Annotated in this window: 11 protein-coding genes; 6 read left to right on the top strand and 5 right to left on the bottom strand. The window is 41.9% G+C overall.

Going from position 1 to position 14,673, the window contains the following annotated elements:
• Nucleotides 1-105: 105 nt before the first annotated feature.
• The 3 genes from H5123_RS07745 to yjjX form a co-directional block, all read right to left on the bottom strand.
• Entirely contained in the window at nucleotides 106-1,146 is a 1,041-nt protein-coding gene (locus H5123_RS07745) for an NADP(H)-dependent aldo-keto reductase (RefSeq protein WP_182697580.1), read from the bottom strand.
• A 122-nt stretch (nucleotides 1,147-1,268) separates the two neighbouring features.
• Nucleotides 1,269-1,790, bottom strand: a complete 522-nt coding sequence (locus H5123_RS07740; protein WP_182697579.1) for a GNAT family N-acetyltransferase — start codon at nucleotides 1,788-1,790, stop codon at nucleotides 1,269-1,271.
• A complete protein-coding gene (gene yjjX, locus H5123_RS07735; protein ID WP_124015444.1) occupies nucleotides 1,783-2,355 on the bottom strand; it encodes an inosine/xanthosine triphosphatase in 573 nt (190 codons plus the stop codon). The genes H5123_RS07740 and yjjX overlap by 8 nt, the downstream gene beginning before the upstream one ends.
• A 272-nt stretch (nucleotides 2,356-2,627) precedes the next feature.
• Here yjjX and H5123_RS07730 point away from each other — a divergent pair, with 272 nt between their 5' ends.
• The gene (locus H5123_RS07730) at nucleotides 2,628-3,437 is read left to right on the top strand and encodes a hypothetical protein (RefSeq protein ID WP_182697578.1); all 810 of its coding nucleotides are present in this window, start codon (nucleotides 2,628-2,630) and stop codon (nucleotides 3,435-3,437) included.
• A gap of 173 nt (nucleotides 3,438-3,610) precedes the next feature.
• Nucleotides 3,611-4,399, top strand: coding sequence for a ribonuclease H family protein (locus tag H5123_RS07725; protein WP_182697577.1), 789 nt, complete (start codon nucleotides 3,611-3,613; stop codon nucleotides 4,397-4,399).
• Between the two features lie 105 nt (nucleotides 4,400-4,504).
• On the opposite strand, the gene H5123_RS07720 is transcribed toward H5123_RS07725, so the two are convergent.
• Nucleotides 4,505-4,954, bottom strand: coding sequence for a GNAT family N-acetyltransferase (locus H5123_RS07720; RefSeq protein ID WP_182697576.1), 450 nt, complete (start codon nucleotides 4,952-4,954; stop codon nucleotides 4,505-4,507).
• Between the two features lie 532 nt (nucleotides 4,955-5,486).
• On the opposite strand from H5123_RS07720, the gene mdh reads away from it, so the two are divergent.
• The 4 genes from mdh to H5123_RS07700 all read left to right on the top strand — a co-directional run bounded on the left by mdh (nucleotide 5,487) and on the right by H5123_RS07700 (nucleotide 10,922).
• Complete coding sequence (gene mdh, locus H5123_RS07715; protein WP_011638612.1) at nucleotides 5,487-6,422, top strand: malate dehydrogenase; 936 nt, start codon at nucleotides 5,487-5,489, stop codon at nucleotides 6,420-6,422.
• Nucleotides 6,423-6,645: 223 nt separating this feature from the next.
• Nucleotides 6,646-7,638 (top strand): PHB depolymerase family esterase, encoded by a 993-nt coding sequence (locus H5123_RS07710; RefSeq protein WP_259395606.1) that lies wholly within the window; start codon nucleotides 6,646-6,648, stop codon nucleotides 7,636-7,638.
• Between the two features lie 198 nt (nucleotides 7,639-7,836).
• Nucleotides 7,837-10,116 (top strand): TonB-dependent receptor, encoded by a 2,280-nt coding sequence (locus H5123_RS07705; protein WP_182697575.1) that lies wholly within the window; start codon nucleotides 7,837-7,839, stop codon nucleotides 10,114-10,116.
• 134 nt (nucleotides 10,117-10,250) lie between these two features.
• Nucleotides 10,251-10,922 (top strand): response regulator transcription factor, encoded by a 672-nt coding sequence (locus tag H5123_RS07700; RefSeq protein WP_182697574.1) that lies wholly within the window; start codon nucleotides 10,251-10,253, stop codon nucleotides 10,920-10,922.
• 203 nt (nucleotides 10,923-11,125) lie between these two features.
• On the opposite strand, the gene H5123_RS07695 is transcribed toward H5123_RS07700, so the two are convergent.
• Nucleotides 11,126-14,632 (bottom strand): sodium:solute symporter family transporter, encoded by a 3,507-nt coding sequence (locus H5123_RS07695; protein ID WP_182697573.1) that lies wholly within the window; start codon nucleotides 14,630-14,632, stop codon nucleotides 11,126-11,128.
• Between the last annotated feature and the right edge of the window lie 41 nt (nucleotides 14,633-14,673).

Genomic DNA, 14,673 nt, shown 5'->3' with positions numbered 1-14,673 from the left:
CTATATTGAAAATAAAAGGCATCAAGATCTTCAGTGATCTTGATGCCTAATGCAAGGTTTTGTGGCAATAAGCTCAATATCGCATTTGCGCTTAGGCTAATAAACTTAAGGGCAAGGGAAGCGATATAAAGCCGATAGTTCATTAATTCTGCCCATCAACTCTGCCGATAAGCTCACCTTGTGGCTGTCGATATTTTGCTTTAGCTGATGTAAATCAGTGGCGCCAATAATATTAGAGGCGACAAATTTGCGGGTATTCACAAATGCCAAGGCCATCTCGGTAGGTGTTAACCCAAACTCACGAGCTAAATCGATATAAGCCTGTGTGGCTTCTAGCGCCATAGGGGTGCTGTTATAGCGGGCAAAACGTTTAAATAAAGTCAGGCGTGCACCTTCTGGCCACTGATTATTTTCATATTTACCGGTTAATGCGCCAAAGGCTAAAGGTGAATAGGCTAATAACGGCACATCTTCACGATGACTAATTTCAGACATCGCGATTTCGTAACTACGATTAAGCAAGTTATAAGGGTTTTGCACGCTGATAATACGGGGTAAATCATGCTTTTCTGCTAATTTTAGATATTTCATAAACCCCCAAGGGGTTTCATTTGAAATACCGATATAACGCACTTTACCTTGCTTAATTATTTCAGCTAAGGCTTCAAGGGTGTTTAAAATAGGAGTGTAATGTTCTTCTTTGTCATGCTCATACATCATTTCGCCGAAAAAATTAGTGTTTCTATCCGGCCAATGTAGTTGATATAAATCGATAGTGTCGATTTGCAAGCGTGATAATGAATCATCAACAGCTTGATGAATATTGCGCCAATCGAGTGCCATATCACTGCGGATATAATCACTTTTACCACCTGGTGCGGCTATTTTAGTCGCAATCACTAAATTATCACGGTTGCCCTGGGCTTTGAGGTAGTTACCTAAAATTCGTTCAGTGTCGCCCTGAGTTTCAGCTTTAGGCGGTACAGGGTACATTTCTGCGGTATCAATAAAGTTAATGCCTTGTCCAATAGCATAATCGAGTTGAGCAAAAGCTTCTGCTTGAGTATTTTGTTCACCCCAAGTCATGGTGCCGAGACAGATCTTACTGACCTCAAGGCTAGAATGTGCGATACGTTGATATTCCATTTCATCCTCCTATGGAATGTGCTTAATCTGAGGCTAACAAGCTTTTGTGTCCTTGCAAAGCGCTATCATTTAGCAGAGAGAAAGAGTGAGTAAAAAATGTGCAATATGAGTGTTTTAAATCACTAAATTGGTTTTATCATAGCGATTTCACAGGCATCGTGGCCAGTTTCCCCTAAATGCTGACAATGACTAAACCCAAGCTTTTCATACAGGGCCAATGCTTCAACTAATACCGCCGTGGTTTCCAAATACATTGATTGATAGCCTTGCTGTTTAGCAAATTCAATACATTGGCCTGTTATTGCCTTCGCCATACCTTGGCCGCGAATAGTGCGGGCAAAATACATTTTCTGTAATTCACATACCCCATCATTGCCAGGTAACGGGGCTACACCAGCGCCGCCGACCACTTTGCCTTGGTATTCAATCACCCAGTATTGTGAGCCTTGTGCGTCATAAACCTCGCTTAAACAGTCGAGGGTTTTGTCTGCTACGCTAAAGCCTTTATCTGGTGTTAAACCATATTCTGCTGATACTTCACGGATCACTGCGGCTAGGGCTGCATTGTCGTCAGCGTGTAGCGCGCGAATTATGGGAGGCTGCGCGTCGACACTGATTGCATTTGTTGGGTCATTGTTAGTCATTAAATAATTCCGCATTGATAAAAGGAGCCATTGCCAGCACTAAAGCTTGGGTATAAATGCTTTCTCGGGTGGCTAAACCTCGAGTTAACAAGCCAATCGCGCCACCTTTTTGCTTAATATTATGGGTATTAAATACTCGGTCCATTACTTTGCCCAGTTCTTCACCCGCTTGTAAAGCGTTAAAAATATTCTGTGGTAGCGGTAAGTTGGCGCTGCGACCGACAGATAATTTATCGTTATGAATAATGGCCATATACGCAAAAGTGGCGGGGCCGTGATCAAACTGATCAACCCCACCTTCCATCGCCACATAAAAGTCCGCATTTTGGTTGGTGATATGGGCGTTGTCTTGGCAAAACTTAGCTCGATTAATCGCCCCCAATTTAGTTTCTGCTTCGGTCATGGGCTGTTCTGCTACTAATGATGGGGCATGCATGCCATGACAACGGATTTGAGCATCAGGAAAATATAATTTAATCGCCTGTTGTGCTGCACTGATTTTAACTGGGTTGGTTGAACCAACAATAATCTCTAACGTTTGCGGTACTGCAAGTGATATCGGCATAGGGAGAGTTCTTTTTTTTGAGTTAATCGTGATGTTCACGCTAGTGAAATTAACCACATTGTATTGGATTTTCGTGCTTTTTGGTTTGATGGATGAGTGAATTTTATTACTGATAATTGTAAGTCATTGTAAATAATGGTTTTGTTTAGTTGGTATGAAACCTGCTAATTAATGATTAATTGCTGCTAGCCATGCCTGTAACAGTTAACTCTGTTAATCACATTTGTGTAGCGGCCAAGCTTATTTTTATTCTTATAAAAGGAATTAGTCATATGTCTATACGTATCGCAACCATTAGTGTCACGGCCGGACTTATTTTAGGGGCAACAATCTTTGGTGCGTCGCAAAGTGAAGCTGAGTCTGTATTTTCATCATTAAAACCGTCGCTAGTCACTCATACGGATCTTAATTTGGTACAGCAACAATTGAATCTTGATGCTGGGTCGTTAACTGAGCTAGTAGCCAACACGGGAGCGGGTAAGTTAACGGTTGTTGGCGTAAAAGGTTTAAACGAAGTCGTGGTGCATGCCGATATTTATAGTCCGTCATTAGATCAAGATGATGTTGAAATTAAACTCAGTTTGACCCGCAAAGGTAACCAAGCCTATTTACTATCAGAAATCCACAGTGATCATGTTATAGGTGAATCACCTTTTATCGATTTATTAGTTAAAGTGCCACCCACACTAGCCCTTAAAATAAATGATGGCTCAGGTGCTATTCAAATAGATGATATCAGTGCCGATATTGATTTAACCGATGGTTCTGGGAGTATTGTCATCAACCGTATTGGTAAATTGGTATTAGTTGATGGCTCTGGGTCGATTGATATTACCGATGCTAAAGGCGCTATTAGGTTGCAAGATGGCTCGGGATCTATTCGTATTAGTGATGTTGTTGGCGATGTTGCTATCAATGATGGCTCTGGTTCAATCAAGGTTAATCAAGTATTGGGACAGGTTGAAATTGAAGATGGTTCCGGTAGCATTAATGTTGCTAACACTAAAGGCTTAACCATACATAATGCCGGTTCTGGCAGTGTTAATTATCATGACATCGATGGCCCATTGATACTCGACTAATTCGCCCTTAATATTTAATTGAGATGAGCGTAGATAAGGTTTTTAGCTCAAGATATTCACATTAACGCTAATCAAACCGGCTCAGGTGCATTTTTGTTTTAACGCCAAGTTTAATCATGGCATCATGTCGCTCCGATATGAGTCAATTAGCATTAGATAAGTAAGAGTTCATCATGGCAAAGAAGTTTTATGTAGTATGGACCGGCCGAGAAACGGGCATTTTTACCAGCTGGGATGTCACTAAGCGTGCAGTGGATAAATATCCACAAGCCAAATACAAATCCTTTGCCACCGAAGCGGAAGCCAAAACTGCGTTTGCTCAATCACCGGCAAACAGTATTGGTAAAAGTGCACCCGCTAAAAAAGTGGCAGGCTCAGCAACAGCGACATCTGCTGGATCTGTATCAACCAAAACTCAAGGTGCCAATCAAGCAGTGTTAAGCCAATTTGATGTGGTCATTTATACCGACGGCGGTTGTGAACCTAACCCAGGTAAAGCCGGGTCGGGAATGGCGATATATCGCAAAGGCGAGTTAGCCGAATTATGGTTTGGTTTATATAATCCAAATGGTACCAATAATACCGCTGAACTGAATGCGTTACACCAAGCATTAATTGTCGCTAAAAAGGTGATAGCTGCGGGTGAAACTGTGCAAATTATGAGTGACTCACAGTATTCAATTAAATGTGTTTGTGAGTGGGCATATGGTTGGAAAGCTAAAAACTGGACGCGAAAAACCGGCGAAATAGCGAACCTTGAGATTATCAAGCAAGCACATGAGCTATATGATGCAATGAAAGCGGATTTGGTATTGCAGCATGTTGCTGCCCATATTGGCATTGAAGGGAATGAGTTGGCAGACAGAATGTCAATCCATGCTATCGATCAACAACATAAAAGCTTTAGCCAATATCCTGCGCCAATGGATATCAGCAAGATTCTAGGGTTACGCACTGGTTAGTGATTGTCGCGATAATCTCTCAATAACAGCGGTTTATTGAAACCAAAAAAAACAAAAAAGCCGGATAATTCCGGCTTTTTGCATTTATCTTATGATCTCTCAGCGTTACTTAGTATTTTCTTCGTACATTAAGTAATGGCTTTGCTGCATACCCAGTGACTCATAGGTTTTTTGAGCAATCTCATTGTCATGTTCAACATATAGGCGGAAGCTCGCTGTGCCGCCATTTTCTGCCGCTAAGTCTTTTACTGCTTGATACAGTTTGGCGTAAATACCCTGACGACGATTTTGCGGGCGTATATAGACGCTTTGGATCCAGTAATAATTACTTGCGCGCCAGTCGCTCCACTCGTAAGTGACCATCAAAGAACCAGTTATTTCACCATCAACTTCAGCGACTAAATATACTCCGCGTTCTGGATGGTTCAGCAAGCCTTCAACCCCGCGGGTTAATTGCTCAGTGTCTAATGAAAGGTTTTCGGTTTCCATTGCCATAGCTTGATTAAACTGAACTAGAGCTTGTAGGTCGGCATGTTGGCCTATTCTTATTGTCATGAATTTCTCGTTTTTATAGGATGTTCTGTGGATATCATATCTTTCCACTTAATAAATGTATTGGCCTGTTGCGTCAGTAAATGTGTACGCCAATAACGGGCGACATAATATCTAGCGCATGTTTACAGCGTCAATGCTTGAGTGTGCTCTCGTCGAGATCTCTCTGCATTAGCTCTAGGTTTCAACCCTTAATATAAACATTCAACTATTGTTCAATCCGCTTGATAGCATGTTTACAGGCCGGTAATAAAACAGCTGAATTAATTTTGTGCAACATGAGATTGTCCATAATATAAAAAGATAGCGACATTGGCATGTTGAAAAATAATCCACTTAAGCTGTTTATGGGACCATTTTTACGTGTGTTAATACTCATAATGTACGGCGACACGCCAGTCTATGCATGGATTAGGGCTGATTTATTTAAGATTGTCCACTAACGTATAATTGAAATTATTGTGACGATGCAGTAATGTGACGCCACGACAATTTAGATGAATGTCACAAACTGCATAAATTGATGGAGATAATTATGAAAGTTGCTGTATTAGGTGCTGCTGGTGGTATCGGCCAGGCGCTAGCTTTACTGTTAAAAACTCAACTGCCTGCGGGCTCAAAGTTGTCTCTGTATGACATCGCACCTGTTACTCCTGGTGTTGCGGTAGACTTAAGTCACATCCCAACAGACGTGGAAGTAAAAGGTTTTGCTGGTCAAGACCCAACAGATGCATTGGTTGGTGCTGATGTCGTATTAATGTCTGCTGGTGTTGCGCGTAAACCAGGCATGGATCGTTCTGATCTATTCAATATCAACGCAGGTATTGTACGTAACCTAATGGAAAAAGTGGCAGTAACTTGTCCTAAAGCATTAGTGGGTATTATTACTAACCCAGTTAACACTACCGTTGCGATTGCTGCTGAAGTATTAAAGAATGCCGGTGTTTATGATAAAAACCGTTTATTCGGTATCACAACACTTGACGTTATCCGTAGCGAAACCTTCATTGCTGAGCTTAAAGGCTTAAATGTTGCTGACGTTAAAGTTAACGTTATTGGCGGACACAGCGGTGTGACCATTCTTCCATTACTTTCTCAAGTTGAAGGCGTGACTTTCACTGACGAAGAAGTGGCAGCAATGACGACTCGCATTCAAAACGCAGGTACTGAAGTTGTTGAAGCTAAAGCCGGTGGCGGTAGCGCAACATTATCAATGGGCCAAGCTGCATGTCGCTTTGGTTTATCATTGGTACGTGGTCTTCAAGGTGAAGCTAACGTTGTTGAATGTGCCTATGTTGACGGCGGCAGTGAGCACGCTACATTCTTCGCCCAGCCAATTTTACTTGGCAAAAATGGCGTAGAAAAAGTATTACCTTACGGTGAAATCAGTGCATTTGAAGCTAACGCTCGTGATGCAATGTTAGATACCCTTAAAGGTGATATCAAATTAGGCGTTGAATTTGTTAAGTAATTAACACTATCAATGATCTAAAAACGCGAAGCCAAGGCTTCGCGTTTTTTTTATTTAACATGACTAGTACCGCAATCAATACCGCCTTTATTTCCAGCATCCCGCCGTGTCAACCTATGTGAATTTCCCGCGCTATCATCCCAATCCATGACGACATATTCGCCCCAAATGCCCTATGTGGATCTAAAGTGCCATTGCTGTTTGCAGTAAAATTGAGCAAGTTATGGTTATGTTAAATTTGGAAGCCGCTGAAATGAGCAATAAACCATACAGCTTAATTAAATCTGTGTTTTTACTGTGGTGGATTTTTTTAATCCAACCTATTCAAGCTAATGAAACACCTTATCTTCCACTAACCGATTTTGGTGATAATCCTGGTGCGTTAACCAGCTTTTATCTTCCGCTAACGGAAGACCTAGATACCTCTGATAGCGCTAATTCGTCGTTGATTGTGTTACTTCATGGTTGTATTCAAGATGGCGTCGAACTGGCTAACAAGAGTGGGTTAACCGCTTTAGCGTTAGAGCATCATTTTGCGGTATTAGTGCCACAACAAAGTTATGACAATAACGTAAAACGGTGTTTTAACTGGTTTGCTAGTCAAGATACACAACTCGATAGTGGTGAAATACTGTCAATAAAAAACATGATCTTAGCCACTCAAGCAAAGCTTGGGATAAAGCATGTCTACGTGATTGGGTTATCCGCGGGTGGGGCTATGGCCAGTGCAGCATTGGTCAATTACCCTGATCTATTTCAACGCGGTGCTGTCATTGCTGGGTTGCCATATCCATGTGCTGATAATTTAATTAAAGCGATATCGTGCATGAAGCGTGGCCCGGCTCAGTCTGTCGAAGAGTTAGCTCAATTTGCTCAAGCCGTACACCCACAGCAAAAAAGTTGGCCTTCACTGTCCATTTGGACCGGTGACAGTGACACTGTCGTCGACGCGAATAATGCGCAGATGCTTGCTTCTCAATGGCAAATATTGACTCAATCTGGCGCCAAACCAGAAATCAACACTCAGTCTGGCTACAGTATTTCGCGCTGGAAAGACCCTCAAAATAACACAGTAATAGAGCTAGTCACTCTTAAAAATTTCGGCCATGGAATTGCCGTTAATCCAGATATTAAAAATGGCGGAGTAGAAAGTGACTTTCTACTCAAAGCACCAATAAGTAGTGTCACTGAGATAATTAAGCTTTGGGGGCTTTAATCAAGGTCTTCACATAACTTTTTGTTTTTAATATGTAATGCCAGGTTTGTTTTCAACACCTATAGACCAAAGCACATACTACTATAGTACCGATTCAATGCACTTGAAAATACTATAAAGTCAATATGTGAACAGTTTGTTGTAAACCAAAATAAGCAGTAAAAACCATTAATAATAAATATTACAACGGGGATCTGTATGAAACAGAATACTATTAAAATGAGTTGTATTGCCCTAGCAATTTCGTCTGCGTTAACCGCTTCGTTTGCCAATGCCGCAGATGCAGAAAATAGCAGCGCTGATAAGCCCGCAGTTTTAGAACGCATTGAAGTGACCGCACGTAAAACAGTTGAAAGTTTACAAAATGTGCCTGTTGCAGTGACGTCTGTCAGTGAAAAAGAGCTGTCAGAAAACGGCATCAGTGTGATGACTGAAGTGCAACAATTCTCTCCCAACACGACATTACAATCTAGCCGAGGCACTAACTCTACGCTAACCGCGTTTATTCGCGGCGTGGGTCAAGAAGATCCGCTATGGGGTTATGAGCCAGGTGTGGGGATATACATAGATGATGTCTACATTGCACGCCCACAAGGCGCGGTATTAGACATTCTTGATGTGCAACGCATTGAAGTGCTGCGCGGGCCACAAGGTACCTTATACGGCAAAAATACTATCGGTGGAGCGATTAAATACGTTACGAAGAAAATGACTGGTGACGGAGAGTTGAGCCTTAAAGGTACTGTCGGCACCTATGGTCAAAAGGATGTTAAAGTTGCAGGACAATTACCGCTTATCGATGACAAACTCTATGTTGGTTTTGCCTTTGCTAGCTTAAATCGCGATGGTTTTGGTGAATTTAAAACTTCTGCATTAGATGGCCAAGACACTGAAAACTATAATAAGGATGTTATGGCCGGTCGCTTAAGCGTTGAATATACGCCTACTGATGACCTGTTTATGCGTTTTACTTATGACAAAACTCAAGATGAATCAAATTCAAAGGGGGGCTACCGCCTACTGCCTAGTTTATTAACCGACGCCCCAGTGCCAGACAGTAAATATGATTCTTATACCAGTATGCCTACTTGGAATAAGGTCGAAACAGAAGGGTGGGGAGCAACAATTGAGTATAACCTCAATGAAAATTGGAGTGTAAAGTCTGTCACAGCTAAACGCGAAGGTTACTCACCAACAAACATCGACTTTGATAACACCAGTTTACGTATTTTTGACGTGCCCGCCATTTATGAAGATGAACAATTTAGCCAAGAGTTTCAAGCAAACTATGTTGGTGACAATCTTACGTTAGTCTCTGGCCTTTACTATTTTAAAGGTGATTCCTGTGGACTTTTCGATGCTATTTTAGAAGAAGCCTTTAAAGCATTCGGCGGCCTTACTCGTGAGATTAGTGGGTGTAATAATAGCGAAAGTTATGCCGCTTACGTGCAAGGTTCTTATGACTTTACTGAAAAATTATCGATGACATTAGGCGGTCGTTATACTCGTGAAACGAAAGACGCTACGGTTTATAACGGCGTTATATTTGATAGTATTTATCCTGAAACCGGTTGGTATCCTGGGTTTGTGCGTGATGAAGCGTTAATTGAAGCGCAAGTCCCTAAAGTGCTTGATGATGAAGAAACATGGTCTAAATTCAATCCTCGTGTGGGTTTAGAATATCAAGTTAACGACGACATGATGCTCTTTACCAGTTATTCACAGGGATTCAAATCGGGCACATTCAATCCTAGGGCGACCGGCGCTGAACCTGCTGTTGAACCTGAAACCGTCGACTCATATGAAGTGGGTATCAAGAGTGAGTGGAATGATAATCTTCGCGTCAATGCAACGCTATTTTATCTCAACCACAAAGACCGACAATTCGTCTCCGTGTTACCTGGTGAAGATAGTTCAGACCTAAATCAGCGTTTAGGTAACATAGGTAAGTCTACCGCCAGCGGACTGGAGCTTGAAGTTGAATATGCTGCAACAGATTCACTTAACTTGTTCGCCAATCTGGGCTTAATAGATGCTACGTTCGATGAAGTAATTTCTTATGATGAACTTGGCAACAAAATTGATATCAGTGACACTTACACTATTACTAATACGCCAGATACCACTGCAAACGTTGGTTTCAGCTATAATATTGAAGCTGATATTGGCAGCTTTATCATTAATGGTAATTACTATTACCGTGGTGATTATGACTTAGCGGTAGTGGATAACTTACTGAGTCAAGATGGATACGGGTTACTCAACTTTGGTGTCAATTGGTATAGTAATGACGGCCATTGGAATGCTGGATTACATTGGAAAAACGTCACTGACGAGGAGTATTTAGTCGGTAACTACGCTTTTGTGACGCCGACAGGCAACGGAGATTTTACTCCAGGGCTTGGTGGGGATAATACTTTAATTGGCTATTATGGCGATCCAGAAACGATTTCGTTAACGGTTGGCTACCAGTTCTAAGCATTAATGAATCAATTGTCGATTAAAGGATAGCCGGCTCCCTATAGAACCGGTTATTCTTTTTTATAGAGAATGAAGTTTGCGCGATTTAAAAAATAATAAACAAAACCCGCGCAATTTTTTAGGAGCCGAGTATGTCTCAAATAAAAGTGGCAATTGCAGATGATCACCCGCTATTTCGTGCCGCCTTAACACAAGCGGTGCTTAAAAATTTCAATGATGCTGAAGTGTTAGAGGCGGAAAACTTCCAAGAGCTAATCAGCATAGTGGAACAGCATTCCGACATCGAAATTATCTTTATCGATTTGCACATGCCTGGAAACGATGGATTTACAGGATTAACCTTATTACAAAATCATTTCCCCGATATTGTCGTTATTATGGTGTCGTCTGACGATCAACCAGAAATCATTCGCAAAGCAATCAATTTTGGCGCCAGTGCTTTTATTCCCAAGTCTGCTAATTTAACCCAAATCTCGACCGCCATAGCCACAGTGCTTGAAGGAGATATTTGGTTACCTGAACACACTAATATCACTGCCGATCAGCATACAGCTGCTGAGCATCAACGCTTAGCGAAACAACTCGCCCAGTTAACTCCTCAGCAATACACTGTACTTGCTAATATTGCTAATGGTCGCTTAAACAAGCAAATAGCCTATGACTTAAACATTAAAGAAACCACGGTTAAAAAGCATGTCTCGGCTATTTTGCTAAAGCTTGAGGTGTACAACCGCACTCAGGCAGGACTGGTGTTCCAACAACTCATGATAACGTCCAGCGAAAACCAGCAGCTAAATGCTTAATATCATGCTGATATTGTCAAATACCAACATAAAAAAACGCCTCAATTTGAGGCGTTTTTTAGCTAAGCGGCATCTATAATTACAAAATCTAATCAACCGACTCTAAACATGTCGTGAGCATTATGCTGTCGATACAATGTCATCAATACAATTTCATCAATACAATGTCATCAAATCTATGTCATCAATTCTATGTCATCAATCTAAGGCATAAGTTGTTTAATAATCCGTTTTAAGGCAATCGCCTTAAGCGGTTTGCGTACAAAACTAAATTGAGCGCTGCTAGTATGTTGTCTAACTGCTTCTGAAGGGTCTGCAGAGCAAATAACACAGGTGGTTTGCTTGTTAATGCTATCGGTATGCTGAGCTAATAAGTACTGCACCAAATCAACGCCATTTTTATCATCTTCTAAGTGATAATCTGCAATAATTAATTTTGGCTGTGGATTATCGGCCAGCTGCTGTATAGCACTGGGTTGATCTTTAGCGGTAATCACATGGCATCCCCAGCCACTGAGTAATGAAGAAATCGCTTTCAACATAAGGTCATCATTGTCGATAACCAGTACAGTCATATTTAGGTTGTCGCGACTGATCTCCTCTTCGGCAATGTCTAATAAATGCACCGGCTTTTTCTGCTGCGACACTCGCGGTATTTCAACGCTAAAGCAAGTCCCTTTTCCCACTTCTGAATGCAGTGATATTTTTACATTGAGTAATTTGGCGATACGGTCACATATCGCCAAACCTAGGCCTAATCCCGGAATTTCGCGAGTCAGCTCTAAGCGTTCAAACTCACAAAAAATGGCTTGGCGCTTATTAACAGGGATCCCCGGACCATTGTCCCAAACTTGTATCAACAAGGCGTTTTCAGTCCGCCGCACACCTAATAACACCTTAGGCACAAACTCGCTGTGCTTAAGAGTGTTTTTTGTTTTATGGTGTGGTTTAGCATCATTAGATATGACTTGATGATGCGTTTTGCCTGAAGGTGAATAATGAAATGCATTCGACAAAAAGTTCTGAATAATACGCCGTAATAGCCTTTGATCGCTGTGTACAAAGCAGGAAGAGACTTGATAGTTAAAATCTATACCTTGTTGCACCGATAATGCTTTAAATTCATTAACCAGTGTGGACAGTAAATCGTCAATGGCAAATTGGCTTTTTTCGGTTTTTAACGAATTACTGTCTAAGCGTGAAATCTCTACTAGATCCGATAGTAAACTTTCTACTACATTTAGAGAATCTTCAATATTAGTTGCTAAATCATGCAGTTCAGTCGACTTAACTCTTTGTTTTAACATCTCAGTAAACAAGGTTAATGCGTTAAAAGGTTGCATTAAATCGTGGCTTGCTGCGGCTAAAAAGCGGGTTTTACTGCTATTGGCCGCTTCGGCTTCTGCTTTGGCTTTTTCCAGTTCCTTGGTGCGGCTTTCTACCCGTTTTTCTAATGTTTCATTCGCCAGTTGTAAGGCTTTTTCTGCTTCAATATGTGCGGTAATATCCGTGAAAGTACTCACAAATCCACCGCCAGGCATCGCTTGACCGCGAATTTCTAATACTTTTCCATCGAGCATAGTTCGCTGGAAATGATGCGGGCTACCCCCGCGCATATGCTCTAAGCGCTTTTCGATGAGTTCCTGGGCTTCGTTACCCACGATAATGCCTCTGTCGATGTTAAATCGAATCAGCTGTTCAACATGAAGCCCCGCTTTGACAAAGTGTTTAGGGTAATTAAGCAGTTCAATATAGCGTTGATTCCATGCAACTAAGCGCATATCAGCATCGACAACGCTAATGCCTTGCTCAATATTTTCAACGCCAGATTGCAGTAGTTCACGGTTAAACTCAAATATTTGGCTGGCTTCATCGACAATGCTCACCACATCTTCTAAGGGAACATGTTGGGTGCGAGATGCAGCGCTCATTACCATGCGTGTTGAGGCAGAACCGAGCACCCCAGACAGTTTCAAACGCGTGTAATCAACTAGCTGTTGCTGTTGATCTTTACCAGCGATTTTTTTGGATTCTGCGAGCAGGGCATCAGCTTCATCTTTATTAATAAACCGATTTAGCAAACTGGCTAAATCATCTACAGACAAGTGACGCTCTGACTGAACGGGTTTTCGATTAACAAATAAATCGGCTTGCAGCACCTCGCCAATGCTTTGCTCTTTAACCAGTGAAATGATCACAAAGCAGCCGATGTTAGCCGCTAAACTGTAAAACACCCCGTGGCTGATGTTGTCTAAATCAGTTAAGCCAAACAATGCTGTCGGTGTTAACCAAGTGATACCAAATAAGCCAAGGTTAACCCATTGGGCATCAGGGAACGTAACCGGCAAGAGTAGGGTATAGAGCCAAACAATGCTGCCCATAATTAACCCCACAAATGCGCCTTGAGTGGTTGCACTGCGCCAATACAAGGCGCCAACTGCGGCTGGTGCAAACTGCGATAACAATACAAACGATAGTAAGCCGATACTGGCTAAATGATTTTGCTGATTAATAAAACGTTCAAATGCAAAGGCTGATAACAAGATGACCGCGATAGATATGCGCCTTAAATTTAATAACATTCCCGCCAGTTGTGGGGTTTTTTGCTGGGAATTAAACTTCGGCAGACGTAATAATAATGGGGTGAGGATTTCTGTCGAAATCATGGTGCTTAGCACAATAGCGGCCACAATAACCATTGCCGTTGCGGCGGCAAGTCCACCGATATAAACCAATATGCCTAACCAAGCTTGCTGATAAAATAGCGGCAGTGTGAGTACATAGGTATCGGCGCCCACGCTACCACCGGGGAAGCTAAGCTGCCCAGCCAAGGCGATAGGTAATACAAAAATATTGATCAGTAACAGATATAGCGGCACCATCCAACGAGCGGATTTAAGCTCCTGGTGATGATTATTTTCTATCATCATCATGTGGAATTCTTGCGGTAATGCATAGATAGTAATCGCGCCTAAAATCACCTGCGAGATAACAAGGTAAGTAGAGTCTGCATGGGTGGTTTCGGTAATGTTTTGGCTTTGGCTGAGTAGGTCGCTAAAGCCATCGAAAACATAAAACGTGGCAAATATACCGACAGCGGTAAGGGCAAACAATTTCACGATAGAGCTAAACGCGATCGCCAGTACTAAGCCTTGGTTATGTTTACTGGCCGATAATTGACGTGTGCCGAATAAAATACTGAAAATAATTAATACGATAGTGACCACAAATGCGGTACTAATGCCCGACTGGAAGGTGCCTGTCAGTAAGTCGAAACTGGTACTGATAGCCCTTAACTGCAAGGCGATATAAGGAATCGTTCCTAGCAGTGACACTATGGCGACGCTAGCAGCAATTTTAGGTGAGCGGTCAAAACGGCAAGCAATAAAGTCAGCAATTGAGGTCAGGTTTTGGCTTTTAATGATTTGCAAAGTGCGCATTAACATTGGCCAAGCAAGCACTAAACAAATGATCGAACCAATGTAAATGGGAGCAAGCCAAGTCCCTGTCGTTGCTGCTTGACCCACAGTGCCATAAAATGCCCATGAGGTGCAGCACACGCCTAATGATAGGCTATAGACCCATGGCTTCTGGCTTAACTTTTTTATGGCGCGATTTTGTCCCCACTGCGCCACCACAAAAAGCATTGCAAGATAAGCAATCGAAATGGAACTGATCAACCAAGTGTCAATAGATAACCAAGCCTGCAAGTGATTCCCCAATCATTTTTTCTTATATGTTAGCGAAACTA

Source organism: Shewanella sp. SR43-4 (assembly GCF_014163845.1).
Taxonomy (GTDB): Bacteria; Pseudomonadota; Gammaproteobacteria; order Enterobacterales; family Shewanellaceae; genus Shewanella; species Shewanella vesiculosa.
The sequence above is the reverse complement of the archived record's forward strand: the minus strand, read 5'-3'. Positions and strand labels throughout refer to the sequence as shown.

What these genes read in the sequence shown, in the direction of transcription:
- H5123_RS07745 (WP_182697580.1), bottom strand. Translation starts at nt 1,146, where the DNA reads ATGGAATATCAACGTATCGCACATTCTAGCCTTGAGGTCAGTAAGATC.
- H5123_RS07710 (WP_259395606.1), top strand. Translation starts at nt 6,646, where the DNA reads ATGGTTATGTTAAATTTGGAAGCCGCTGAAATGAGCAATAAACCATAC.
- mdh (WP_011638612.1), top strand. Translation starts at nt 5,487, where the DNA reads ATGAAAGTTGCTGTATTAGGTGCTGCTGGTGGTATCGGCCAGGCGCTA.
- yjjX (WP_124015444.1), bottom strand. Translation starts at nt 2,355, where the DNA reads ATGCCGATATCACTTGCAGTACCGCAAACGTTAGAGATTATTGTTGGT.
- H5123_RS07700 (WP_182697574.1), top strand. Translation starts at nt 10,251, where the DNA reads ATGTCTCAAATAAAAGTGGCAATTGCAGATGATCACCCGCTATTTCGT.
- H5123_RS07725 (WP_182697577.1), top strand. Translation starts at nt 3,611, where the DNA reads ATGGCAAAGAAGTTTTATGTAGTATGGACCGGCCGAGAAACGGGCATT.
- H5123_RS07720 (WP_182697576.1), bottom strand. Translation starts at nt 4,954, where the DNA reads ATGACAATAAGAATAGGCCAACATGCCGACCTACAAGCTCTAGTTCAG.
- H5123_RS07740 (WP_182697579.1), bottom strand. Translation starts at nt 1,790, where the DNA reads ATGACTAACAATGACCCAACAAATGCAATCAGTGTCGACGCGCAGCCT.
- H5123_RS07730 (WP_182697578.1), top strand. Translation starts at nt 2,628, where the DNA reads ATGTCTATACGTATCGCAACCATTAGTGTCACGGCCGGACTTATTTTA.
- H5123_RS07705 (WP_182697575.1), top strand. Translation starts at nt 7,837, where the DNA reads ATGAAACAGAATACTATTAAAATGAGTTGTATTGCCCTAGCAATTTCG.